This window comes from Streptomyces sp. NPDC006691 (genome assembly GCF_042869955.1).
Taxonomy (GTDB): Bacteria; Actinomycetota; Actinomycetes; order Streptomycetales; family Streptomycetaceae; genus Streptomyces.
In genome coordinates this window covers 592,409-616,207 of record NZ_JBIAGW010000003.1, presented here as the reverse complement: position 1 = coordinate 616,207, position 23,799 = coordinate 592,409, and the positions used below count along the sequence as shown (strand labels likewise).

Sequence of the window (23,799 nt, the reverse complement as noted above, 5' to 3'; positions counted from 1 at the left end):
GGGCAGGGACGGTACGGGGGTTGAGGGCAGTGAACGAGACGACGGTGACGCTGGTCGGCAATGTGGCCACCCAGGTGGAGTGGCGCGAGACGGCGACGGGCGGGGTGGCCCGGTTCCGGCTCGCGGTGACCGCGCGCCGCTTCGACCGCGAGAGGCAGTCCTGGGTCGACGGGGCGACCAGTTTCTACACGGTGTGGGCGGGGCGGGCGCTCGGCATGAATCTGACGGGCTCGGTCGCGATCGGTGAACCGGTCGTGGTGCACGGGCGGTTGAGGGTGCGGGACGAGGAGCGCAAGGACGGGTCGCGCCGGTTCTCGGCCGACGTCGACGCGGTGGCGATCGGGCACGACATCTCACGCGGGACCACCGCGTTCCGGCGGGTGTTCAAGGGCGAGGCGAGCCCCGTCGAACGGGCCGGCCCGCAGGGGGCGGAGCTCGGCCCGGCGCCGGGCGGCGAGGCGGTTCCGTCCGGTGCCACCGGGTCCGTCCCGGCCGGGAGGACGGGGGCGGTTTCGGCCAAGGACCTCCCGGCGGTGGTATGGGAATCGGCCACGCCGGTGGCCGAGACGGTTCCTCCGACGCCCTTCTAGACGGGGGGACTTGAGGGAGGAACTCGGGGAAGGGGCAGGAGGAGGGAGTACGGGCCGAGGCCGGCCGGTGTCCCGAAACTCCCTTTCTGTCCAGGGGATTTGTCGATAAGCCCAGATGGCACACGTGTTTTGGGATAACGATTGCGAATCGGAATGGTTATCTGATGTCATCCCTGCGGATCGTCGACTTCCGCATCCCTAGGATTCCGGCGTACTCACGGGGCACTTGAGTCTGCCGGCGAGGCACTTCCCCCACGCGCACCTCTCGTGCACGCGCACCACATGCGAAAGCGCCTCGCCCGAAGGGGAATTCTGTGTTTTCAGCCGTTCACGGGCCTACCGCCCGCAAGCGGGGTGCGCTGCGCCTCGCCACCGCCACAGCCGTCACGGGACTCGTCGCGGCCGGTGCGATAGCCGGCGCGGGCACGTCCTTCGCGGACGACAAGCCCGCCGCCTCGTCGTCGGGTGTGCACGCCACCCTCGTCAGCCCGTTCGTCAAGGTGGGCGCCGCGGTGGACATCGACGACCACGGCAAGCCGTCGTCGACCACCGGCGGTCTGTTCGAGCTCAAGGTCGACAACGCGGGCGTCATCAAGACGTACTGCATCGACCTGAACCACCACACGGTGGGCAACGCCACCTACAAGGAAGTGACCTGGGCGGAGTCTTCGCTCGCTGGTCCCGCCAAGGCCGAGGCCGCCGGAAAGATCAACTGGATCCTCAAGCACTCGTACCCGTCGGTGGTTCCGCCCGAGCTGTCCAAGGACATCAAGGGGCAGGCCCTCACGGAAGAGACGGCCGCCGCGGCCACCCAGGCCGCGATCTGGACGCTCTCCGACGACGTAACGGCCACCCCCAAGGACCAGGCCGCGCAGGCGCTGACCAAGTACCTGCTGGACAACGCGACGAAGGAGGAGGAGCCGAAGGCTTCCCTGGGCTTCGACAAGGACGCGGTCTCCGGCCGCCCGGGCGAGGAGGTCGGCCCCCTCACGGTCCAGACCAACGCCAAGAAGGTCGGTCTGGCGATCGCCCCGGGCGCGGCCGCCGGTGTGCAGATCACCGACGCGAACGGCAAGGTCATCACCTCCGCCGTCAACGGCACCCAGGTCTACTTCAAGGTGCCGAAGGGCACCGCCGACGGCTCCGCCAGGGTCACCGCCAGCGCGCAGACCACGGTTCCGGTCGGCCGGGCCTTCGTCAGTGACGGCGAGATCCAGAGCCAGACCTTCATCCTGGCCAGCACCAGCGTCGTGCCGGTCAGCGCGGTGGCCTCGGCCAAGTGGGCGGACAAGGGCGCTGCCCCGGCCGTCTCCGTGAAGAAGGACTGCGTCAAGGGCGGCCTCGACGTCTCGGTCAGCAACAAGGGCACGAAGGCCTTCGACGTGGTCGTGCTCGGCAAGAAGCTGACGGTCCCCGCGAACTCCTCGCAGACGGTCTTCGTGCCGGTCGCGGAGGACGCGAAGTACGACTTCACCATCGCCGACCAGCACTTCTCCGGCGTCCTCGACTGCAAGACGGCCGGCACCGGTACGCCCACCCCGTCCTCGAAGCCCAGCCCCGCCTCGGCGGGCGGCACCTCGACCGGTGGCAGCTCGACCGGGACCAACGGTGGTACCAACCTCGCCGAGACCGGTAGCTCCAGCTCCACCCCGATGATCGCCGGCGCGGCGGTCGTCCTGGTGCTGCTCGGTGGCGGCGCCGTCTTCTTCCTCCGTAAGAAGAAGACCGCGGGCAACTGACCAGCAGCCCGGCAGTCCGGTGAGCTCCCGCTGAGCTGACCCCGACGGCCCCGGTACGCGATCGCGTACCGGGGCCGTTTGCCGTCGCATACGGGGGCCGTCGCATACGGGGCCATGGCATACGGGGGCCGTCGCATACGGGGGTGTCCGCCGTTCTGCCGTGCGGCTTGCCGCGTACCGGCTGCCGCACGGGGAAAACGCGATCCCGGCCACGGCCCGTCACCCCGCGCGACTACCCAGGCCCACCCCGAACGCCCAGGTCGTGGGCCCCCGCCCATACCCGTTTCCCCCGGGGGGTGGCCGTCAGGCAAGATGGGGTGTATCTGCCCACACATCGATCTGCCGGACGGTTTCTCTTGGCTGAGTTCATCTACACCATGCGCAAGACGCGCAAGGCGCACGGCGACAAGGTGATTCTTGATGACGTCACCTTGAACTTCCTGCCCGGCGCGAAGATCGGTGTGGTCGGCCCGAACGGCGCCGGTAAGTCCACCGTTCTCAAGATCATGGCGGGCCTTGAGCAGCCCTCCAACGGTGACGCCTTCCTGTCGCCCGGTTACAGCGTCGGCATCCTCATGCAGGAGCCCCAGCTCGACGAGTCCAAGACCGTCCTGGAGAACGTCCAGGACGGCGCCGCCGAGATCATGGGCAAGCTCAAGCGCTTCAACGAGGTCGCCGAGCTGATGGCGACCGACTACTCGGACGCGCTCCTCGAAGAGATGGGCAAGCTCCAGGAGGACCTGGACCACGCCAACGCGTGGGACCTGGACGCCCAGCTGGAGCAGGCCATGGACGCGCTCGGCTGCCCTCCGGGCGACTGGCCGGTCACCAACCTCTCCGGTGGTGAGAAGCGCCGCGTCGCGCTCTGCAAGCTGCTCATCGAGGCGCCGGACCTGCTCCTCCTCGACGAGCCCACCAACCACCTCGACGCCGAGTCGGTGAACTGGCTGGAGCAGCACCTCTCGAAGTACGCGGGCGCCGTGGTGGCCGTCACCCACGACCGGTACTTCCTGAACAACGTGGCCGAGTGGATCCTGGAGCTCGACCGCGGCCGCGCGCTGCCCTACGAGGGCAACTACTCCACGTACCTGGACAAGAAGGCCGCCCGCCTGAAGGTCGAGGGCCGCAAGGACGAGAAGCGCGCCAAGCGCCTCAAGGAAGAGCTGGAGTGGGTGCGGTCCAACGCCAAGGGGCGTCAGACCAAGTCCAAGGCGCGTCTGGCCCGCTACGAGGAGATGGCCGCCGAAGCCGACAAGATGCGGAAGCTGGACTTCGAGGAGATCCAGATCCCGCCGGGCCCGCGTCTGGGCTCGATCGTCGTCGAGGTCGAGAACCTCTCGAAGGCCTTCGGCGACAAGGTCCTGATCGACGACCTGAGCTTCACGCTGCCGCGCAACGGCATCGTCGGCGTCATCGGCCCCAACGGTGCCGGCAAGACCACGCTCTTCAAGATGATCCAGGGCCTGGAGACGCCGGACAACGGGTCCATCAAGGTCGGCGACACGGTCAAGATCAGCTACGTCGACCAGAGCCGCGCCAACATCGACCCCAAGAAGACGCTGTGGGCCGTCGTCTCCGACGAGCTTGACTACATCAACGTCGGCCAGGTCGAGATGCCGTCCCGCGCCTACGTCAGCGCCTTCGGCTTCAAGGGCCCGGACCAGCAGAAGCCCGCGGGCGTGCTGTCCGGTGGTGAGCGCAACCGCCTCAACCTGGCGCTCACGCTCAAGGAGGGCGGCAACCTGCTGCTCCTCGACGAGCCCACCAACGACCTCGACGTCGAGACGCTGTCCTCCCTGGAGAACGCGCTCCTGGAGTTCCCCGGTGCCGCCGTCGTGATCTCCCACGACCGCTGGTTCCTGGACCGAGTGGCCACCCACATCCTCGCCTACGAGGGCGAGTCCAAGTGGTACTGGTTCGAGGGCAACTTCGAGTCGTACGAGAAGAACAAGGTCGAGCGCCTCGGCGCGGACGCGGCCCGTCCGCACCGCGCCACGTACAAGAAGCTCACCCGGGGCTGATCGCCAGTGGCCCGTCATATCTACCGCTGCCCGCTGCGCTGGTCGGACATGGATGCCTTCGGGCACGTCAACAACGTGGTCTTCGTCCGGTACTTGGAGGAAGCCCGCATCGACTTCATGTTCCGCCTCGCACCGGGTGACGGGTCGCCGTCGTTCCAGGGCGGGTCCGTCGTGGCCCGGCACGAGATCGACTACAAGCGGCCCCTGGTGCACCGGCACGAGCCGGTCATCATCGAGTCGTGGGTGACGAAGATGGGCGCGGCGTCGCTGACCATCTCCTACGAGATCAAGGAGCCCGGCGACGGGGGCCTCGTGTACGTCACGGCGTCCACCGTTGTCGTGCCCTACGACCTCGCGGCGGGGCGGCCGCGGCGGATCACCGCCGAGGAGAAGGACTTCCTGAGGAAGTACCTGGACGACGGCGCCCGCTCCGACGACGGCGCCCGCGCCGCAGGGCAGGAGCGGGCCGCGGCATGAGCGCCGTGCTGGGGTTCGACGATGCCAGGGAGGTGGCGGACCTCGCCGCCTTCCTCGGCCGCCTGATCCACTACGACCGGGCCGCCGCCGTCCGCCTCCAGGCGGGCGGCGGGGCGCTGGCCGTCTTCGGCCGGCCGCCGTCCTTCGAGGTCCTCGCGATCCGCACGGCCCGGCTCGTGGACGCGTCCCTCTCCCTGGACGCGACCGTCTCCGCGGGTGAACTCCTCGAATCCCTCGACGAGTCGGCGGCGACCGCGGGTGTCCCCGTCGCCGTCACCGGGCCGCCGTGGACCGGAGTCCTGCCGCCGCGCGGCGGCTGGCAGCCGGTGCCGGGGCTGCCGGAGCCCGAGCGGATGCGGGGGGCGGTCTCGGCCGCCGTCGCCGAATTCCGTTCCCGGGACGAGGCGTTGCCCGAGTCGCTGCGTACGCGGGCCGAGCGTGAGCGGATCGGGCGCGAGATCTGGTCCCGTACGCTCGGCTCCACCGAGCTGCCGCTGCGGGCCGTGCACGCGGCCCAGTCGCTCGGATTCCTGCGACCCGTACGTGCGCTCGCCTCGGCGGGCGCGCCGTCCGCCCCCGAGCCGGTGGCCCTCTTCGCCTCCGGCCCGTGGCTGAGGCTGCGCACGCCCTACGGCTCGGTCGCGCTTCGCCGCGCGGGTGCGGCGGGGTTGACGGTCACGCCGGCCTGACCGTCCCCTTCCCGGACTTCCCGGACTTCGCGGACCGCGGCTCGCGCCGGGGCGCGGCCCCGGTCAGCAGTGGCTCAGCCCTCGGAGTTGACCATCGAGGCGGCCGCGTACGTCAGATAGTTCCAGAGCGTCCGCTCGTGCTCGGGGGACAGGCCCAACTCGTCGACGGCCGTACGCATGTGGCGCAGCCAGGCGTCGTGCGCGGCCCGGTCGACCGTGAACGGCGCGTGCCGCATCCGCAGCCGCGGGTGGCCCCGGCCGTCGCTGTAGGTGCGCGGGCCGCCCCAGTACTGCATCAGGAACAGGGCGAGCCGCTCCTCGGCCGGGCCCAGGTCCTCCTCCGGGTACATGGGCCGCAGCAGCGGGTCGTCGGCGACGCCCCGGTAGAAGAGGTGGACGAGCCGGCGGAAGGTCTGCTCGCCGCCGACCTGCTCGTAGAAGGTCTGCTCCTGGAGCGTCCCGCGCGGAATCTCGGTCACGTCGAACACCCTCGCAATGCCAGTCGGGCCTGCCCCGGGACAACGCCCGGGGTCCAGGGGCCGTCCCCCGGGAAATGCGGCACGCCTCCATGGTCTCAGACCGGGTGACCGAGGACCGGCGGCGTAGGACCACGCATCGGCAGCCCCGCGACCGCACGCTCCGGCAGCCCCGCGACCGCACGCTCCGGCAGCCCCGCGACCGCACGCTTCCGCCGGCCCCGCGACGGGGGGCGTACGACCACTCGCCTCCGGGGGCCCGGCGCAGCACAGTGGACCTATGAGCGCGGACCTGGCACTGAGGCGGGCCCTGGTGCGGCGGATCGTCGCGGGCGGGGCGCTCGCCGACCCGGCCCTGCGGGCCGCGTTCGAGGACGTGCCGCGCCATCTCTTCGTGCCGTACTACTACGAAGGCGCGCCCGGCGGCCATGTCCGGCTGTGGGGCGAGGACCCCGATCGGGCCCGCCGGGAACGCTGGCTGACCGGAGCGTACGCGGACGCCGCGCTGGGGACCCGGATGCGCGACGGCGACCTCGTCTCCTCCAGCAGCCAGCCCTCCCTGATGGCCCGCATGCTGGAGGCGCTCGACCTGCGCGACGGGGACCGGGTCCTGGAGATCGGCGCGGGCACCGGATACAACGCGGCGCTGCTGTGCCACCGGCTCGGCGAGGCGAACGTGACGACCGTCGACCTCGACCCCGAGATCACCGAGTCGGCCCGGGCCCACCTGGAGGCGGCCGGATACCACCCCGCCGTGATCACCGGGGACGGGGCGCGCGGGGTGCCCGCGCGGGCACCCTTCGACAAGGTCGTGGCGACCTGCACGGTGGGCTCGGTGCCCGGGGAGTGGCCGGCCCAGTGCGGCACCGGCGCGCTGATCCTGGCCCCGCTCGCCACCGGCCTGATCCGGCTGCGGGTGGCCGGCCCGGACCGCGCCGAGGGCCGCTTCCTGCACACCCCCGCCTACTTCGTGCCCCTGCGCGGTACAGGATCGCCGCCGCGGGGCACCCCGTACACGGGCGGCCTGCCCCGCGAGAGCGTCACGAACGAGCTGTTCCGCTTCCTGCTCGAACTGACCGCGGGCAGCCTCGACCCCTACGAGGCGCACGCGCTGTGGCGCCGCGAGCAGCGCCCGCCGCGCGAGCGGTTCGGGGTGACGCTGGACGGTGCGGCCCAGTGGGCGTGGCTGGACGATCCGCAGGGGCCCTACGCCTGGCCCCTGCGGGATCGGCCCTTCAGCCCCGGCGGACGGTGATCGTCGTCCAGGCGCCCACGTGCACCCGGTCGCCGTCCTGGAGCGGCACCGGCACGTACGGCTGGATCGGCTCGCTGGAGCCGTTGACCGTGGTGCCGTTCGTCGAGTTCTGGTCGACGACCGCCCAGGTGCCGTCCGGCTGCTGCACGAGCACCGCGTGCTGGTGCGAGACGCCCGGGTCCTCCGGCGGCACCGACAGGTCGATGTCGGGTGCCTCACCGGTGGAGTGGCGGCGGCGGCCGATGGTGATCTGGTTGCCGGACAGCGGGCGCTGCTGCTCGGGGGAGTACGCGGGCAGGTTGAGCCCGGCCGCCTCCGGGCCGCTGCGCTGCATCATCGCCAGGAAGTAGTCCCGGTCGGGACCGATGGTGATGGACCAGCCGGCCGGCGCCGGGGGCGTGACGGGCTGCGGCCAGTCGTCGTTCCGCTCGGGAGCGGACGGCGGTCCCTGCTGCGGCGCGGCCTGCGGTGCAGCGGGCGGGGCGGGCCGGGACGCGGGCTGCGGCCAGTCGTCGGCGGCGCGCTCCTGGGGCGCTTGCGGTGCGGACGGCGTGCTGGGCTGCGGCCAGTCGTCGGCGGCGCGCTCCTGGGGCGGCTGCGGTGCGGACGGCGTGCTGGGCTGCGGCCAGTCGTCCCCGCGGTCGGGCGCGGGCTGGGGCCAGTCGTCGCCGCGGTCGGGCGCGTTCCTGCGCCCCGGCTCCGGTACGGACGGGGACGGCGGAGGCAGCGTCCAGTCGTCGTCCCGGGCGGGCGCCTGGGGCGGCCGGGCCTGCGGCGGAGCCTGGTGCTGGAAGGCGGGCGGCGGCGGGGGCGGGCCGCCCTGGCCGCCGTTGAACGGGCCCGGCGGCGGAGGCGGCGGGCCGCCCTGGCCGCCGTTGAAGGGTCCGGGCGGCGGGGGCGGCTGCTGCTGGAACGCGTTGGGCGGCAGCTGCTGCCCGGAGCGCTGCGAGGGCTCGCCGGCCAGCGGTTCGGCCGGCCGGTTCATCTGCGAGGGCCGCGAGCTCTGGTACTCGTACGGGTCGCGCGGCGCGGGCGGCGGGCCCTGCTGGAAGGCGGGCGGCAGATTCAGACCCGGGCCGGGGCCCTGCGCGGGGCCGGGGGCCGGGCCGGGGCCCTGTGCGGGCATCGGCTGCTGCGGGGCCAGCGGGGTGTACGAGGTCGCCGTGTTGGTGAGGAAGTTCCAGCGGCACTCCTCGCAGAACGGCGCCCCCGCCTCACGCGGGGTGCGGCACTGCGGGCAGAGCTCGGCCTGGGCGGTGGCGCCCGGATCCCCGGGACCCGGGTAGCCGTACGCGGGCGGAGGCGGGGGAGGCGGCGGCACGGCGCCCATGCGATGGCCGCAGATCTCGCACCAGTCGTCGGAACCCGACTGATGTCCGTTCGGGCAGGTCGGCATGGAGTCGCTTCCCCCTCTCATCATCCGGCCCCGTGGGCCGCGGCGGTTCGGTGGTTCTGAGTGCTGTCGGTACCTCTCGGTACTTCTCAGCGCCTACGGGTACTTCTCGGTGCTTCTTCGTACGACTCGCATGCGTACGACTCGCATGCGTGCGACTCGAATGCGTGCGAATCGAAGCGTTTCGGGCGTAACCACGCACTTCTCGGGCGTAGTCACTTCTTGTTCGCTTCTGGTTACTTCTTGACGCGAACGGTCTTGGTGGAGCGCGTTTCGAGGGTCATCTCGTCCGCTTCCGCGACCTTCGCCTTCAGTCGCACAGTACCTGTCGCCTCGTCCACGACGTCCACCACCTTCGCGAGCAGTTTCGCAGTATCGGCGTTCCCCGAGGCGGCGGCCAGCTGCACCGCCCGGCCCAGCTTCGCGGTCGCCCCGTCCACATCGCCCGACTTGCGGGCATCCAGGCCCTGTTGGATGACCTGTGCCAGTTCGGCCTGTCCCGTGTAGTGCGCGACCTGCGGGTTGATGGACGTGGAGGCCGCCATGTCGTCCGTCCACACCGCCCGCACCAGGCCCTGCGAGAGCAGCTGGGGCGTGCCGCCCTCGCGGTCCGGGACGATCAGCGAGACCCGGGCCGCCAGCATCTCCTGGCCGACATTGGCCTGGGGCACCTGGACGCACACGTGGTAGTCGCGGGACTCGTCCCCCCAGGAGCCGGTCGGATAGTCCCCGGCGCGCGGCCCGGCCTCGGTGCGACGACCTGTCAACTCCTCGACGGTGGGGGCCACTTGCTTGACGAACTGGATCTCCACGCCGACCGGGGTCCACAGGCGCAGAGCCACGTCCGCGACCTCCTTGCCCATCGCGTTCTCCATCATCTGCGTGAAGTCGGCGGCCAGGTTGGCCGGATCCGCGACGATGTCCGCGGTGCCGAGCAGCGCGGAAGAGATCGAGGTGACCTCCTTCACCTCCCAGTCGGTCCCCACGCCGCGGGCGTCGCAGGTGAACCGTCCGGCACAGGCGTCGAGGGCCGCGCGCAGGTCCTCCGGCGACTCGTGCTCGTTGCGCCCGTCGGTCAGCAGGATGCCGTGCCGGATGGGCACGTCCGCCGAGGCGAGCAGCCGGTCGGCCAGCCGCAGCCAGGTGCCGATGGCGGTGCCGCCCCACGAACTCAGCTTGCGCAGCGCCTCCTTGGCCTGGGCGCGGGTCTGGTCGTCGGCGGTGGCCAGGCGGCCGTTGCCCGGGTAGACCTCGCGAGCGATGTGCGTACCGGAGACCACGGCGAAGGCGACGCCGTCGCGCAGGGTGTCGATGGCGGCGGCCGTGGCGTCCCGGGCGTTGCGCATCTTGGTGGGCGGGTACTCCATCGAGCCCGAGCAGTCCACCATGATCACCACGGCCGCGGTGGGCGGCTGGCCCGGTATGTAGGACGGCGAGGCCGAGGCCGTCGTGAAGGGGGCCCCGCCCAGGGTGCCGCCACCGGTCGAGGCGACCGTGACGATCGCGTTGACCTCGCGGCCGCCCTCCGGCAGGAATTCGTTCTGGTACACCTCGACGGAGAACTGCGGCACGGTGGACTTGGAGAAGTTGGCCATCGGAAAGGCTCCTTGAGGCTCCATGGACCTGAAGTGAAAGAAGTCGGGCAAGCGCCGCGCAAGGGGCGCAAAGGGGGAAGCGGGCCTAGTTGTAGGCGGATCCTGCCCCTTGCTCCGCCACCGCGAACGGCAGTACGGCCACTGTTACGTTGTCGTGGCCCCCGCCGTCCAGGGCGTGTCCGACGAGCACCTGGGCGCTGTGCAGCGGCCGTTCGGCGGCGTCCGGCGGGATGACCCGGGCCAGTTCCTCGGCGCCCTCCGCGTAGTTCCACAGGCCGTCCGTGCAGACCACCACCACGCCGGAGCGGTCCGGCTTGAACGAGGCGGTGTGCGGGTCGAGTTCGTAGGCGTCCGCGCCCAGCCAGCCGGTGATGGCGTGGGCCCGCTCGTCCGCGTAGGCGTCGGCCTCGCTCATCAGGCCGGCCGCCACCATCTGCGCGGCCCACGAGTCGTCCTCGGTGAGCCGGGCCGGCGCGGTCGTGCGGTCGTCGGGCACCCAGTACGCACGGCTGTCGCCGACCCAGCCCACCACGAGCAGACCGCCCGCGGAGATGGCCCCCACCAGCGTGCAGGCCGGGGCGTTCTGGTGCCGGTGCTGATCGTGCGCGAGGGCCTGGCCGGGCTGCTGCGCAAGGGAGTTGACGGCCTCGGCGGCCACGAGGATCGCGTCGTGCATCGCCTGCTGGGGATGGGTGCCCTGGGGCAGCGAGACGAGCAGCGCCTCATTGGCGGCGGCGGCCGCCGCCTCGGACGCCTCGTCGGGACGGGTCGCCGACGACACCCCGTCGCACACCACGGCCACGACGGCGGGCGAGCCGTCGGGCAGCGCGGTCGAGGACAGCGCGAAGGAGTCCTCGTTGCGGTGGTGGCGCAGCCCCCGGTCAGTGACCGCGGACACACCGCCGAGCTCCTGCTCCATGTGGTCGCGCTCGCGCGGCTGCGCGTGCCCGCAGTTCTCGCAGTACCCGTCGTCGTCCACCCGGCCGGCCCGGCAGGCCACGCACACCTGGGCGCCGGGCGCGGGGGGCCGGGCCACATGGGTGTCCGGGTCGGGCTCGCCGGCGCGCGGGTCGGGCGCGGGCAGCGGGTACTCGGCGGCGCCCCCGGTCCCGTCCGGTGCGGCGTGCGGCTCGTCCGTCCGTACCGGGTAGCGGAGTTGGGGCTGCTGCTGCGGGGCCGCTGCCACCGGGGACGTCATCTCGATGGTCGGATGGTCCAGCGGCGGCTCGGGCACGGCCGACAGGTCGTACCCGCAGGCCCCGCAGAACAGGTCGCCCGTCTCCAGCGGCTCTTCGCAGCCGGGGCAGGCGGCGAGCTGATGCGTCTGCGACATCGTCACACCCAGGTCCGGGGGCGGAATCGGTTGGCCCGTTCCACCAGGTCGATCCTTTCCTCGCCACGCTGTGCGAGCCGGGCGAGCACCCGGTACGAACGTTCCAGACCGAAGCGCAGGCCCCGCTCTTCCACGTCGCTGCCGAGGAGAACGGTTCTGCTCTGCCCGGCACCGGTGCTCCCCGACAGTACCCAGTCCAGGGCGGTGCCCAGGACCTCGGTCGCCAGCTGTTCACGTCGTACGGGGTCGAGACCGAACGCGTCGAGCGCCTCGACCTGCGCCGAGGCCGCCAACAGGTCGTCGAGCAGCGGGTCGTGCGGCGACCGGCTGCGCAGGCGCGCCCGCACCGCCGCGACCCGGGCCGCCGTGTAGTGGATGGAGGCCTCGGGCACCGACTCCAGGGTGCGCACCGCGCCGGTGCGGTCCCCGGCCGCGAGCTGTACCCGGGCAAGCCCGAACGCGGCGCTCACATAGCCGGGGTCGGTCGTCCAGACCAGGCGGTAGTACTCGGCCGCGTTGTCGAGCTGGCCGAGCACCTCCGCGCACACGCCGAGGGCGAGCTTGGGCGCGGGCTCGCCCGGGAACGCGTCGTAGATCGCGTCGAAGGACAGCGCCGCGTTCTCGTTGTCCCCCGCGGCCAGCGAGGCGAGACCCCGGTACCAGACCACCCGCCAGTCGTCCGGGAAGTCGGTCTCCAGGGAGGCCAGGGCCTTGTCGGCGGAGACCCGCTCGTTCATGTCGAGCCGGGCCCGCAGCTCGCGCAGTCTGCGCTCGATGGAGTTGGCCGGGGCCGAGTGCAGGGCGGTGATCAGCTCGGCGGGCGCGGCCGCGATCAGGCCCGCGAGGAACCCCGCGTTGGGGTCGCTCGGGTCCACGAGCGGCACGGGCAGCGCGAGCGAGGTGCCGCGCGGGTCGAGCGGCACGAGCGCGGGGCCGCCGGGCTGACCGCCGCTCGTGCCCTCGGCGCGGGGCACCGGGACGGCGCCCCGCGCCATCGGCTGGGGCAGGCCCGGAGTGTGCGGGGCGAGGGCGGGCAGCGGAGGGGCGCCCGCCGGGACCGAGGCGAGGGCCGCGGCCGGGACCGACGCGGACGCGAGGGCCTTGCGCGCGCGTCGGCCCACCGGCGCCACCCGGGCCCCCAGGCGCGAGACGTCCCCGCTCTGCGGGGCGAACAACTTCGTGTCGGTGACGCGCAGTTCGGCGCCGAACAGGGTGGACAGGGCGGGCCTGGGGCGGCCCGTCTGGAGCGCCACCACCTCCCGCAGGACACCCGTCAGCTGCTCCGCCATCTCCTGCGCGGAGGCGAACCGGCGGACCGGATCGGGGTCGGTGGCCCGCACCAGGAACCGGTAGAACGACTCGTACTGCCCGAACACGTCGATGTGCTCGGGGTCGGGCAGGCTGTCCGCGTAGACGTTGGTGTAGCCCTGGAAGTCGAAGGTCAGCACCGCGAGCGTGCGCGCCACCGTGTACAGGTCGGAGGCGACCGAGGGGCCGACCTCGGCGACCTCGGGGGCCTGATAGCCGACCGTGCCGTAGATCGCCGACTCGTCGTCGTCCATGCGGCGCACCGCGCCCATGTCGATCAGCTTCAGCTGGTCCTCGGTCTGGATCGCGTTGTCCACCTTGAAGTCGCAGTACAGCAGGTTGCGGCTGTGCAGATGGCCGAGCGCCTCCAGGGCCTCGATGCCGTACGCGCAGGCCTGCTCCACCGGCAGCGGATCGCGCTTGCCCGTCGGCGTGCGGCGCTCGTTGGCGATCTCCTTGAGCGACTTGCCGCCGACGTACTCCATGACGATGTAGCCGTCGAGCGAGCCGGTGCGCTGGTCGAGGTGCTCCACGAAGTTGTAGATCCGCACGATGTTGGAGTGCTCGATCTCGGCGAGGAAGCGCCGCTCGGAGATCGCCGCCGCCATCGCGTCCTGGTCGCCGGTGTCGAGCAGGCCCTTGAGCACCACCCAGCGGTCCGAGACCGCCCGGTCCACGGCGAGGTAGACCCAGCCGAGCCCGCCGTGCGCCAGACAGCCCACCACCTCGTACTGGCCGTGCACGACGTCGCCGGTGTGCAGCTTCGGCACGAACGAGTACGGGTGGCCGCACTTGGTGCAGAAGCCCTCGGTGCGCCCGGGGCGCTCCCCGCGCGAGCGGCCCACCTGGGCCCCGCAGTCCGAGCGCGAACAGAACCGCTTGCGCTCGGGGACCTCCGGGCGCTCCATCACCGCCGAGCGCGGATCGGGCCGCGGCACCTGCGGCACCGACACCAGACCGGCGCCCAGCCGGCTGCGCGCGGACGAGCCGGCCGAGGCGCCCGAGCTGCGCACCGACACCGACCGCGAGGTGGTCGTGCCGCTCAGCGTGGACAGCCGCCCGGAGACCGAGCGCCGCGAGGTGGAGGACCGCGAGGAGCGGGTCGAAGCGCGCGCGGAGGAGCGCGAGGACTGCGAGGCCGATCGGTGGCCGCCGCCGGTGATCCCGGTCGGCGGTGAGGACACCATGCCCGTCGGGGACACGACCGGGGCGAGCCCGCAGGTGTCGCAGTACAGCTCGCCGCCGCCCATGTCCTCGTACGAGCCCGCGCAACCGGGGCGCTGGCACTGGGTGTTCTCGCTCATGATTCCCCCCTCTGGTCCACGGGCCCGGGACTTCTCGGGACCAGGACGTCCGCGGCCGCCCGCTGGTAGCGCAGCACCGCCTCTTCGGCGACGCGCAGATCGCAGGGCGCCGACCACAGCATCCGGCGCGCCGCGTCGTACCGCTCGATCAGGAACGGGTCCTCGGCCATGCCGTGCCGGGCGACCTTCGCCTTGTACGCGTCCAGCCGCCCGCGCAGCTCCGCGCGGACCGCGAGCGGCGCGGTGACCGCGGTCAACGACTCGCGGGCGCGCAGCAGTTCGTCCTCGGCCTCCCGTTCCAGGGATTCCAGGAGCGGCGAGAGGCGGTGCCACTGGGAGTGTCTGCGGTACTCGGCGGCGGCGGCCAGCTGCTCCTGGAGCGCGATGGAGGGGCCGCTCACGGCGGGCACCTCACTGGCCGCGATCTTCGCGAGGACCTCGCCGCGCGCCGAGCGGGCCTCGGCCAGGGTGCGGTCCGCCCGCGACAGGACGTCGCGCAGCCGCGCCAGCCGCTGCTCGGCATCCTGACGCACCGTCAGAACAGCCTCGATCTCCCGGCGTACGTCCTCCAGGGCGCGGGCCGCCCGGTCGTAGCGACCGGTGTCGGGGCGGCCGCCGCCCGGCGCGGAACTGCCCGGCGCGGGCACCCAGAACGCGAGCGGGTCGGAGATCACCTGGGCGCGCAGCTCGGTCAGCTCGGCCGTGATCGACTCCAGGTCGTCGCCCGAGGGGTGCTCGCCGGGCCGTACGCCCACCGAGTGCGCGAGGCCCCGGGTGCGGTGCAGCTCGGCGGCCAGCAGGTCTATCCGCGCGGGCAGCGCCGACCACACCGTGTCGGCGGCGACCACCAGGTCGAGCGAGCGCGCGTACAGCTCGTTCATCCGGTTGACCAGCTCGGCGAGCGTGAACCGCTCGGTGAGCTTCGCCGGGCCGCCGGCCAGGGTGGGGGCGCCGTGCAGGGCGGCGCCCGAGAGCGTCACGGACTCGCCGCGCAGCCGGTCGGTCAGCTCCACCAGATCCTCGCGGCCGGGCCAGCGCCGCCGCGAACGCAGCTCACGGGTGGCTTCGAGGGCCGCCGAGTACGCGTCGAAGTACCCCCAGAGCAGGGTGATCGACTGCTCGGTGGCCGCCCAGCGCTCCTTGGTGACGCCGGTCAGGTCGGCGCCTTCCAGGAGTCTGCGCCCGGCATGGTCCTGGAGGGCGAGCAGCGAGGTCTCCACGGCCTCGTGCTCGGCGCCGAGGCGTGCCAGGGCACGGTCGACCTCGTCCCGGTCCATGACCGGCTCCGGGGGTCCCCCGGTGGAGCTGGGGGAGGATCCCGCGCCCATCGATCACCTCTCCGCTCGTTGGTAGGTCCGGGCCGTCAACCGGCTCATCCCGTCCGGTACTTGGGGGCGGGCGGGCTCGATATGCCGGGCAGGTCGGCGGCGAGCCACTTGCGGTACGCCGTCATCCAGGGGCTGTTGGTGCCGCCGTTGCGGTAGTCCACCAGGACCTGGTTGATCCGCTGCACCAGGTCGCTGTTGCCGAGCTTGACGGCGACGCCGTAGTACTCGGTGGTGAACGGGCTGCCCTTGAGCTGCACCGCGGGGTCCTGGGCGGCCTGGCCCGCGGCGAGCGCGTTGTCGGTGACGATCGCGTCCACCAGGTTCTGCTGGAGGCGGACCAGGCAGTCGAGCTGGTTGGGGACCGTGAAGTCCTGGTAGTCGGCGCCGTGGGCGTTGGCCTTGAGGGCGTCGAAGGCGGTGGAGCCCGCCGCCACACAGACCCGCTTGCCCTTGAGGGAGTCGTCGAAGCCGGTGATGGCGGAGGTCTTGGGGGCGAGCACCTGCTGGCCCGCCTCGAAGTAGGCGGTGGAGAACGAGGCCTGCTTGATGCGGCCGCAGTTGACGGTCATCGTGCGCACCACCACGTCGACCGTGCCGTTCTGGAGCGCGGGGATGCGCTGACTGGTGGGGATGGCCCGGTAGATGACCGCGTTCTCGTCGCCCAGGATGTTCTTCGCTATCGCCTTCACCAGGTCGATGTCGAAGCCTTCGAGGGTGCGGGTCGCCGGGTTGCGGTAGCCCCAGCGGAAGCTGTTCTGGTCGACGCCCGCGATCAGCTTGCCGCGCCGCTTGATGGCGTCGATGTTCGGTCCGTCCGCCGACGACGGCGACAGACTCGCCTCCGGGTCCTTGCAGTCGTCGGCCTTGGCCTGCTCGGCCCGTGCCACCCCGGGGCCCGCGACGGTGGCCGCGTCCGCCGCGTCGCCGTGCCGGGCGAGCGGGACGAGCGCGCCGGCCGCGACCGCCAGGGCGAGGGCCATCCCGGCCACCCCGCCCCAGCCGCGCAGCCGCCCGAGCCCGCGCCGCGCGCTGCGCGGGGCCCGGCCCGTGCCGGGGGCGGCCGGAACTTCCGGGTCCGTCGAGCCGTTCGCGCCGCTCATCGCGACCCCTCTCGCCGATGCGCCGCTCGCGCGTCCGTCGCCGCTGTCCATGCCGCTCACCTGTACTCCGCGAGCCTGCGGCTGATGCCGACGCCGGCTCCGGCCGCCGCGAGCACCGCGAGGAGCGCCGCTCCCAGCGGGAGGCCCGTCAGGGCGCCGTGTCCGTCGGAGGCGGCCGCGGTGAACTGGGCCTGCTCGTGGGCGATCGCCGAGTCGAGTTCCCGGTCCACCTGGTCGAAGCACTCGCCGGTGGAGCCCTTCGCGCCGATGACCTGGGTCAGCGCGCCGTCGTAGTCGCCGCTGTCGTCCGTCGTGCGGGCCGCCGTGTGGCGCTTTCGCCACTCGTTCATGTCGCTGACGGCCTTCACGACGGGGGTCTTGCCCGCCGTGTCGTCGGCGAGGCCCCTGGCGGCGTCCAGCTTGTCGTTCAAGGACGCCATCTCCTTGGTGAACTCCGCCTCGTACAGGTCCTTGCCGTCCGGCGTGAGCACAGCGCCCCTGGCCACCAGCGTCAGGTTCTCGTTGGCGCGGGCCTGGAGCGAGCTGATCCGGGCGTCGTTGAGGACCTTCAGGGACTCCTGGCCGTGGGCCCGCGAGGTCGACAGGTCCGAGGAGGCCACCGCGTGCCCCACCACCAGCCACAGCAGCACCACCGTGGCGGCCGCGGTCGCGGCGAGCAGGCCGTGGTTGAACACCCGGTTGGTGCGCAGGTAGTTGCGCCGCTGGACCGCCACGAGTCCGGCCAGGGCCACCACGCCGAGCGCGATCGCCGCGTACGGCCAGGTGTCCGCCTGGTCGTAGTCGTCGTAGAGGCGGCCCGTCTCGGCCTCGTACAACTTCTGGGCCGCGGGCAGCAGGCTGGTGCTCATCTTCTGGTTGGCGAAGCGCAGATAGGCGCCGCCGACCGGGAAGCCCTGCCGGTTGTTGGCGCGCGCCTGCTCGACCAGGCCGTTGTAGAGCGGCAGTTGTTCGTTCAGGGTGGCTATCTGCTGGGCCGACTCGGCGGACCCCGAGGTGTTCGCGGCCGCCTTCACCAGCAGACGGGAGGCGGTCGCGATGTCCGTGTCGTACCGCTTGCGCACGTCCAGCGGCTCCTGGCCGCCCGCCAGGAATCCGCTCGCGGCGGCCGTGTCGGCGTCGGCCAGGGAGCGGTAGATGGAGGCCGCGTCCGCGCTCAGCGGCTGGCTGCGGCTCACCACGTCGCCCGCCGCGGCCGAGCGGTCCGAGACCTCCCAGGCGGTGATCCCGCCGAAGGCCACGACGAGCACCGCCACCACCGCACCCATGATCCACAGGCGGCCGGGCTCGGTCGTCGCGGCGGCCCGCAGCCGCTCCCGCGTCTCGGCCCAGGCCCGGTGCGTGCCGGGCCGTGGCTGTCCCGCGGACCGGGTCGCGGACTCCCGCGTCCCCGGTTCGCGCACGTTCGGCGGATTCGCCACCTGACCTCCCCCTCGGTCGCTGCCTAGGCAGTATGGCCGCAGGGACCGACAAGCATCCAGGGTTGTCTGGATCTTGTTACCTGCCGCACGCGCCCCTCGGGGTGCCCGGCGGGCCCCCTCGCCCCGTCCTTCCTCCCCACCATGTATACGCAAGGGCGATCCCATCGGTTCCCCGGGGGCCCGGCCGGTATTCCCGCTACGCGTACCGGGCCCGCAGCCGTGCGTAGGCGCCGGCGGGCGCCGACAGGTGGTCGAGGCCGAGCAGCCCCGCGCCGAGCACCGGCGAGGCGGTCACCACGAGCGGCTCCGCCTTGGGCGCCCGGATCCCGAGCAACTCCCTTACTCCGTCGTCGAGTTGGGGATGCCGGGCGGCGAGTACGCTGCCTCCCAGCAGGACCGGCGTCGGGACGTCGAGCAGGTCGAGCCGGTCCAGGGCGACCGTCGCGAGTGCCACGATCTCCTCGGCCTGCCGGTCGACCAGGGAGCGCGCCACCGCGTCCCCGGCCGCCGCGACCTCGAACAGCACCGGGCTCAGCTCGTGGCGGCGCGCGAACGGCAGCCTGCCCAGGTGCAGCGCCTCGATCAGCTCGTACATCGAGGCGAGCCCGAAGTGGGCGGGCAGCGCGGCCGTGAGCGCGGTCGGGGCGCCCCGGCCGTCCTCGGCGCGCGCCGCGAAGAACAGCGCCTCCTCGGCGAGGCCGCCGCCCCCGCCCCAGTCCCCGGAGATCTTCCCGATCGCGGGGAAGCGGGCGGTCCGTCCGTCCGGGGTCATGCCGACGCAGTTGATGCCCGCGCCGCACACCACCGCGACCCCGCGCGGTTCGGCGCCGCTGGGCAGCCCGGCGCGCAGTATCGCGAAGGTGTCGTTGTACACCCGCACCGAATCCCCCCAGCCGCGCGCCTCAAGGGCGGCCGCCAACTCCCGCTCCTCCACCGGAAGATCGGCGTTGGCCAGACATGCCGAGACGTGCGCGACCCGTAGCGGCCCGGGGACGCGGGAGGCGAGGCGGGCCTCTTCCACCGTGGCGGCCAGCACGCGCAGAGCCGCCTCGACGCCCACCGCCGGGGGCCGGAAGCCGCCGCCCCGGGCCGCGCCGAGGACCGTGCCGTCCCCGTCGATCAGGGCCACGTCGGTCTTGCTGTTGCCGGCGTCGATCGCCAGCACACTCAGGCCCACGAAAGGTGCTCCCGGTTGTGCGCGATCAGCCGGTCGGTGAGCCCGTCGGCGTAGTCGTACTGCCCGACCAGCGGGTGCGCGAGCAGTGCCCGGAACACCCGGTCGCGCCCGCCCCGCAGCGCCGCTTCGAGGGCGAGGTCCTCGTACGCGGTGACGTGGGCGATCAACCCCGCGTACAGCGGGTCGAGTTCGGGCACCGCGAGCGGGACCGCGCCGGCCCCGTCCACCCGGGCCGGCACCTCGATGACGGCGTCGTCCGCGAGGAAGGGCAGCGTGCCGTTGTTGTACGTGTTGACGACCTGCACGGGGCTGCCCCCGTTGCCGAGCAGCGAGGCCGCGAGGTCGACGGCCGCCTCCGAGTAGAAGGCGCCGCCGCGCTTGGCGAGCAGCCCGGGCTTCTCGTCGAGCGTCGGATCGCCGTACAGGGCCAGCAACTCCCGCTCCATCGCGGCCACTTCGGCGGCCCGCGACGGCTTGGTGCCGAGCTCGCGCACCACCTCGTCGTGCGCGTAGAAGTACCGCAGGTAGTACGAGGGCACGACGCCGAGCCGGTCGAGGACCTGCCGGGGCAGGCGCAGGTCGTCGGCGATGGTGTCGCCGTGCTCGGCGAGCAGCTTCGGCAGGACGTTCTCGCCCTCGGGCCCGCCCAGCCGCACCCCGAGCTCCCAGGTGAGGTGGTTGAGGCCGACGTGGTCCAAGTGGACCTCACCGGGCGTCACTTGGAGAAGCGCGGCGAACTTGCGCTGGAGCCCGATGGCCACGTTGCACAGGCCGACCGCCTTGTGCCCGGCCTGGAGCAGGGCGCGGGTCACGATGCCCACCGGGTTGGTGAAGTCGATGATCCAGGCGTCCGGGTTGCCGCGGCGTACGCGCTCGGCGATGTCGAGCACCACCGGCACGGTCCGCAGCGCCTTGGCGAGGCCGCCCGCGCCCGTGGTCTCCTGGCCCACGCAGCCGCACTCCAGCGGCCAGGTCTCGTCCTGCTGGCGGGCCGCCTGGCCGCCGACGCGCAGCTGGAGCAGCACGGCGTCCGCGCCCTCGACGCCCGCGTCCAGGTCGGAGGTGGTGACGATCCTCCCCGGGTGGCCCTGCTTGGCGAAGATGCGCCGGGCGAGCCCGCCCACCAGCTCCAGGCGGTCGGCGGCCGGGTCGATGAGGACGAGCTCGCCGATGGGCAGCGTGTCCCGCAACCGGGCGAAGCCGTCGATGAGTTCGGGGGTGTAGGTGGACCCGCCCCCCACTACTGCGAGTTTCTTCGGCCGGGGGTTCGGGGGTTGTTCCCCGGGGGATTGCAGCATGCGTGTCAGCCCTTCACTCCGGTCAGTGTGACGCCCTCGACGAAAGCCTTCTGCGCGAAGAAGAAGACGAGGATCACGGGGGCCATGACCAGAACGGTCGCGGCCATGGTCAGGTTCCAGTCGGTATGGTGCGCGCCCTTGAAGGACTCCAGGCCGTAGCTCAGCGTCCAGGACGCCGGCGTGTCGGACGCGTAGATCTGCGGTCCGAAGTAGTCGTTCCAGGCGTAGAAGAACTGGAAGAGCGCGACGGCGGCGATGCCCGGCCGGGCCATCGGCAGCACCACCTTGATCAGCGTGCGGAACTCCCCGCACCCGTCGACCTTCGCCGCGTCCAGGTACTCGTTGGGGATGGTCATCAGGAACTGCCGCAGCAGGAAGATGGTGAACGCGTCACCGAACGCCAGCGGGATGATCAGCGGCCACAGCGTGCCGGCCATGTCCAGCTGCTTCGCCCAGAACAGGTACATCGGGATGATGATCACCTGTGGCGGCAGCATCATCATCGAGATGACCAGCATCAGCGACAGATTGCGGCCGCGGAAGCGGAACTTGGCGAGCGCGTAGGCCACCGGCACCGACGACACCACGCTGAGCACGGTGCCGAGTCCGGCGTAGAGCAGGGTGTTCTTCCACCAGGTCAGGAAGCCCGGGGTGTCGAACACCTTGCGGTAGTTGGACCAGGCCCAGTGGTGCGGGACCAGGTCCCGGGTCAGGGTCTGCTGGTCGTCCATCAGCGAGGTCAGCAGCAGGAAGACGAAGGGCAGCACGAAGAACAGCGCGGCCGCGACGCCGAGCGAGTGCACCGCGATCCATTGCAGCAGGGCCTTGCGCCGGGCGACCTTGGCCGCCGGGCTGACGGCCTCGGCCTCCGGCGGCTTCGGTGCCTTGGGCGCCTCCGGTGCCTTCAGGGCGTACGTCATGTCACTCACCTGCCTGGATCAGTCCGCCGCGGCGCTTCATGAGGAGCGCCGTGAAGACCATGGAGAGGGCGAACAGGACCAGGGCGACCACGCACGCCGAGCCGTAGTCGAAGCGCTGGAAGCCCAGGTTGTAGACGAGCTGGGGCAGCGTCAGCGTCGACTTGTCGGGGTAGCCGGGCTCGAACTGCTGGCCCGAGTTGCCGATGATGCCGGAGGCGACCTTGCCCGCCACCAGCGGCTGGGTGTAGCTCTGCATCGCCTGGATGACGCCGGTGACCACGGCGAACATCACGATGGGCGAGATGTTCGGCAGGGTGACGTAGCGGAACCGCTGCCAGGGCGAGGCGCCGTCCAGCTCGGCGGCCTCGTACTGCTCCTTGGGCACGTCGAGCAGCACGGCCATGAAGATGACCATCAGGTCCCCGACGCCCCACACCGCGAGCAGGGTGAGCGCGGGCTTGGACCAGGACGGGTCGGTGAACCAGTTCGGGGCCGGGATGCCCAGGTCGCCCAGGAGCGAATTGACCGGCCCGGTACCGGGGTTGAGCAGGAAGACGAAGCCGAGCGTGGCCGCGACCGGCGGGGCGAGGTAGGGCAGGTAGAACAGCGTGCGGAAGACGCCGACACCCGTCTTGATCTTGGTGATCAGCATGCCGACGCCGAGCCCGAAGACCACCCGGCAGGCGACCATCACGACCACCAGCCACAGCGTGTTGCGCAGGGCGGGCCAGAACAGCGGGTAGTCGCCGAACACGTACGACCAGTTCTTGAGGCCGTCGAAGGTGGCCGCGCCGAAGCCGTCGTAGTGGGTGAAGGAGAAGTAGACCGTGGAGATCAGCGGATAGGCGAAGAAGACGCCGAACCCGATCAGCCAGGGCGAGAGGAACGCCAGGGTCCGCAGCGCCGAGCGGCGGTGCTTGGAGCGCAGTGTGTACGTGGTGCTCATGGCCGGCCTACTTCGCCTGCGCGATCGCGGCGTCGATCTCCTGGGCGGTCCTGGCGAGCCCCGCCTTGATGTCGGTCTGCTTGCCGCTCTCGATGTCGTAGCCGAGGTTCTGCAACGACACCAGGTACTGGCCGCCGTTGACGGAGGCCGGTGAGGTGGTGGAGTTCGGGTTCTGCGCGATGTCCAGGAAGGTCTTGAAGCGCGGATCGGCCTTCAGCTTCGGCGACTTGAGGGCGTCGAAGGTGGAGGGCACGTTGTGGATCGCGTTGGCGAAGTTCACCACCGCGTCCGTGTCGGTGGTCAGGAACTTCACCAGCTCCCAGGCCGCGTTCTGCTTCTTCGAGGTCGCGGCGATGCCCGCGATGGTGCCGGTCAAGTAGCCCTTGCCGTGCGTCGCCCTCTGATCGTCGGGTACGGGCAGCGGCGCCACCCCGATGTCGAACTTGGGCTTGCTGTCCAGTGCCATGCCGAGCCGCCACTCGCCGTCCATCGCCATCGCGACCTGGCCGGTGTTGAACGGGTTGGTGTCGCCGTACTCCTCACCGAAGGACGAGCGGTACTTCTCCAGCTTGGCGAAGCCGCCGAGGCCGTCCACGAGCTGCTTCTGGAAGGCGAGGCCCTTCTCGAACGCCGGGTCCTTGGCGATGTTCGACTTGCCGGCGGTGTCGAAGTACGTCGGTGACCACTGCGCCAGGTAGTGCTCGGTCGTCGTCTCGTAGGCGTGGTAGTTCGGCATGAAGCCGAGCTGCTCGTAGGAGTCGCCCTTGGGCTTGGTCAGCGCCTTCGCGTCCGCCTCGAACTCCGACCAGGTGGTGGGCGGGGCGTCGATCCCGGCCGCCTTGAAGGCGTCCTTGTTGTAGTAGAGCGCGTAGGAGTCCCCGAGCAGCGGCAGCGAGCAGCGCTTGCCCTGGAACTGGGTGTATTCGTTCATGGTCCTGGGGAACGTCTTCGCCGGGTCGATGCCGTCCCTCTTCAGGAACGGGGCGAGGTCGACGAAGGCGTTGGACGAGCAGAACTTGCCGACGTTGTTCGTGGTGAACGACGACACCACGTCCGGGGCGTTGGAACCGCCCGCGCGCAGCGCCTGGTTGATCTTGTCGTCGTTGATGTTGCCGACGACCTTCACATGGATGTTGGGGTGCGCGCTCTGGAAGGCGTCCACCTCGGCCTGGATGGCCTTGACCTCGTTGGGCGCGCTCCAGCCGTGCCAGAAGGTGATCGTCGTGTCCTTGGACGCGTCGTCCTTGGCGCTGGTGTTGCTCTGCCCCGTACAGGCCGAGGCGAACAGGGCTATGGAGGCGGTCGCGGCCAGTACGGCGGCCGACTTCCGGCGGAATGCGGGCATGGCGGTGTCTCCCGGGGGGCGAGGGGTTGGCGTTGGCGCGAGGTGTCGGGTGGGGCGGGCCGCACG

19 protein-coding genes are annotated in these 23,799 nt (G+C 71.8%); 6 read left to right on the top strand and 13 right to left on the bottom strand.

From position 1 onward, the window contains the following. Positions 1–29 precede the first annotated feature (29 nt). From ACFYNP_RS09520 to ACFYNP_RS09500, 5 genes are all read left to right on the top strand, one after another. Positions 30–590 (top strand): single-stranded DNA-binding protein, encoded by a 561-nt coding sequence (locus ACFYNP_RS09520; RefSeq protein ID WP_388784097.1) that lies wholly within the window; start codon positions 30–32, stop codon positions 588–590. Positions 591–904: 314 nt separating this feature from the next. Continuing rightward, positions 905–2,329, top strand: a complete 1,425-nt coding sequence (locus ACFYNP_RS09515) for a Cys-Gln thioester bond-forming surface protein (RefSeq protein WP_388784094.1) — start codon at positions 905–907, stop codon at positions 2,327–2,329. 356 nt (positions 2,330–2,685) lie between these two features. Next, positions 2,686–4,350 (top strand): energy-dependent translational throttle protein EttA, encoded by a 1,665-nt coding sequence (ettA, locus tag ACFYNP_RS09510; RefSeq protein ID WP_100578492.1) that lies wholly within the window; start codon positions 2,686–2,688, stop codon positions 4,348–4,350. Positions 4,351–4,356: 6 nt separating this feature from the next. Then, positions 4,357–4,827, top strand: a complete 471-nt coding sequence (locus ACFYNP_RS09505; protein ID WP_388784092.1) for an acyl-CoA thioesterase — start codon at positions 4,357–4,359, stop codon at positions 4,825–4,827. Next, complete coding sequence (locus ACFYNP_RS09500) at positions 4,824–5,516, top strand: hypothetical protein (protein WP_388407238.1); 693 nt, start codon at positions 4,824–4,826, stop codon at positions 5,514–5,516. The genes ACFYNP_RS09505 and ACFYNP_RS09500 overlap by 4 nt, the downstream gene beginning before the upstream one ends. 74 nt (positions 5,517–5,590) lie before the next feature. On the opposite strand, the gene ACFYNP_RS09495 is transcribed toward ACFYNP_RS09500, so the two are convergent. After that, a complete protein-coding gene (locus tag ACFYNP_RS09495; protein WP_388407240.1) occupies positions 5,591–5,995 on the bottom strand; it encodes a globin in 405 nt (134 codons plus the stop codon). Between the two features lie 277 nt (positions 5,996–6,272). Here ACFYNP_RS09495 and ACFYNP_RS09490 point away from each other — a divergent pair, with 277 nt between their 5' ends. After that, positions 6,273–7,247, top strand: coding sequence for a methyltransferase domain-containing protein (locus ACFYNP_RS09490; protein ID WP_388407243.1), 975 nt, complete (start codon positions 6,273–6,275; stop codon positions 7,245–7,247). On the opposite strand, the gene ACFYNP_RS09485 is transcribed toward ACFYNP_RS09490, so the two are convergent. The 12 genes from ACFYNP_RS09485 to ACFYNP_RS09430 all read right to left on the bottom strand — a co-directional run bounded on the left by ACFYNP_RS09485 (position 7,228) and on the right by ACFYNP_RS09430 (position 23,733). After that, a complete protein-coding gene (locus tag ACFYNP_RS09485; protein WP_388784089.1) occupies positions 7,228–8,643 on the bottom strand; it encodes an FHA domain-containing protein in 1,416 nt (471 codons plus the stop codon). The genes ACFYNP_RS09490 and ACFYNP_RS09485 overlap by 20 nt on opposite strands. 233 nt (positions 8,644–8,876) lie before the next feature. Then, positions 8,877–10,235, bottom strand: a complete 1,359-nt coding sequence (locus ACFYNP_RS09480; protein ID WP_388784087.1) for a VWA domain-containing protein — start codon at positions 10,233–10,235, stop codon at positions 8,877–8,879. Between the two features lie 85 nt (positions 10,236–10,320). Further along, positions 10,321–11,574, bottom strand: a complete 1,254-nt coding sequence (locus ACFYNP_RS09475; protein ID WP_388784084.1) for a PP2C family protein-serine/threonine phosphatase — start codon at positions 11,572–11,574, stop codon at positions 10,321–10,323. Further along, the gene (locus tag ACFYNP_RS09470; protein ID WP_388784081.1) at positions 11,571–14,180 is read right to left on the bottom strand and encodes a tetratricopeptide repeat protein; all 2,610 of its coding nucleotides are present in this window, start codon (positions 14,178–14,180) and stop codon (positions 11,571–11,573) included. Before ACFYNP_RS09470 ends, ACFYNP_RS09475 begins: the two co-directional genes overlap by 4 nt. Further along, positions 14,177–15,457 (bottom strand): hypothetical protein, encoded by a 1,281-nt coding sequence (locus tag ACFYNP_RS09465; RefSeq protein WP_388784078.1) that lies wholly within the window; start codon positions 15,455–15,457, stop codon positions 14,177–14,179. Before ACFYNP_RS09465 ends, ACFYNP_RS09470 begins: the two co-directional genes overlap by 4 nt. A 95-nt stretch (positions 15,458–15,552) precedes the next feature. Further along, positions 15,553–16,608: a glutamate ABC transporter substrate-binding protein gene (locus tag ACFYNP_RS09460; protein ID WP_388784075.1), complete on the bottom strand. Its 1,056-nt coding sequence runs from the start codon at positions 16,606–16,608 to the stop codon at positions 15,553–15,555. A gap of 56 nt (positions 16,609–16,664) precedes the next feature. Then, a complete protein-coding gene (locus tag ACFYNP_RS09455; protein ID WP_388784072.1) occupies positions 16,665–18,047 on the bottom strand; it encodes a hypothetical protein in 1,383 nt (460 codons plus the stop codon). A 196-nt stretch (positions 18,048–18,243) separates the two neighbouring features. Then, positions 18,244–19,224, bottom strand: a complete 981-nt coding sequence (locus tag ACFYNP_RS09450; RefSeq protein ID WP_388784069.1) for an N-acetylglucosamine kinase — start codon at positions 19,222–19,224, stop codon at positions 18,244–18,246. Next, positions 19,215–20,522 carry a 6-phospho-beta-glucosidase gene (locus ACFYNP_RS09445; RefSeq protein ID WP_388784067.1) on the bottom strand — a complete coding sequence of 436 codons (1,308 nt, stop codon included), beginning with the start codon at positions 20,520–20,522 and terminating at the stop codon, positions 19,215–19,217. The genes ACFYNP_RS09450 and ACFYNP_RS09445 overlap by 10 nt, the downstream gene beginning before the upstream one ends. A 5-nt stretch (positions 20,523–20,527) precedes the next feature. After that, positions 20,528–21,442: a carbohydrate ABC transporter permease gene (locus tag ACFYNP_RS09440; protein ID WP_388407268.1), complete on the bottom strand. Its 915-nt coding sequence runs from the start codon at positions 21,440–21,442 to the stop codon at positions 20,528–20,530. Between the two features lies 1 nt (position 21,443). Then, positions 21,444–22,388, bottom strand: a complete 945-nt coding sequence (locus ACFYNP_RS09435) for a carbohydrate ABC transporter permease (RefSeq protein ID WP_388784064.1) — start codon at positions 22,386–22,388, stop codon at positions 21,444–21,446. A gap of 7 nt (positions 22,389–22,395) precedes the next feature. Continuing rightward, complete coding sequence (locus tag ACFYNP_RS09430; protein WP_388784061.1) at positions 22,396–23,733, bottom strand: ABC transporter substrate-binding protein; 1,338 nt, start codon at positions 23,731–23,733, stop codon at positions 22,396–22,398. Between the last annotated feature and the right edge of the window lie 66 nt (positions 23,734–23,799).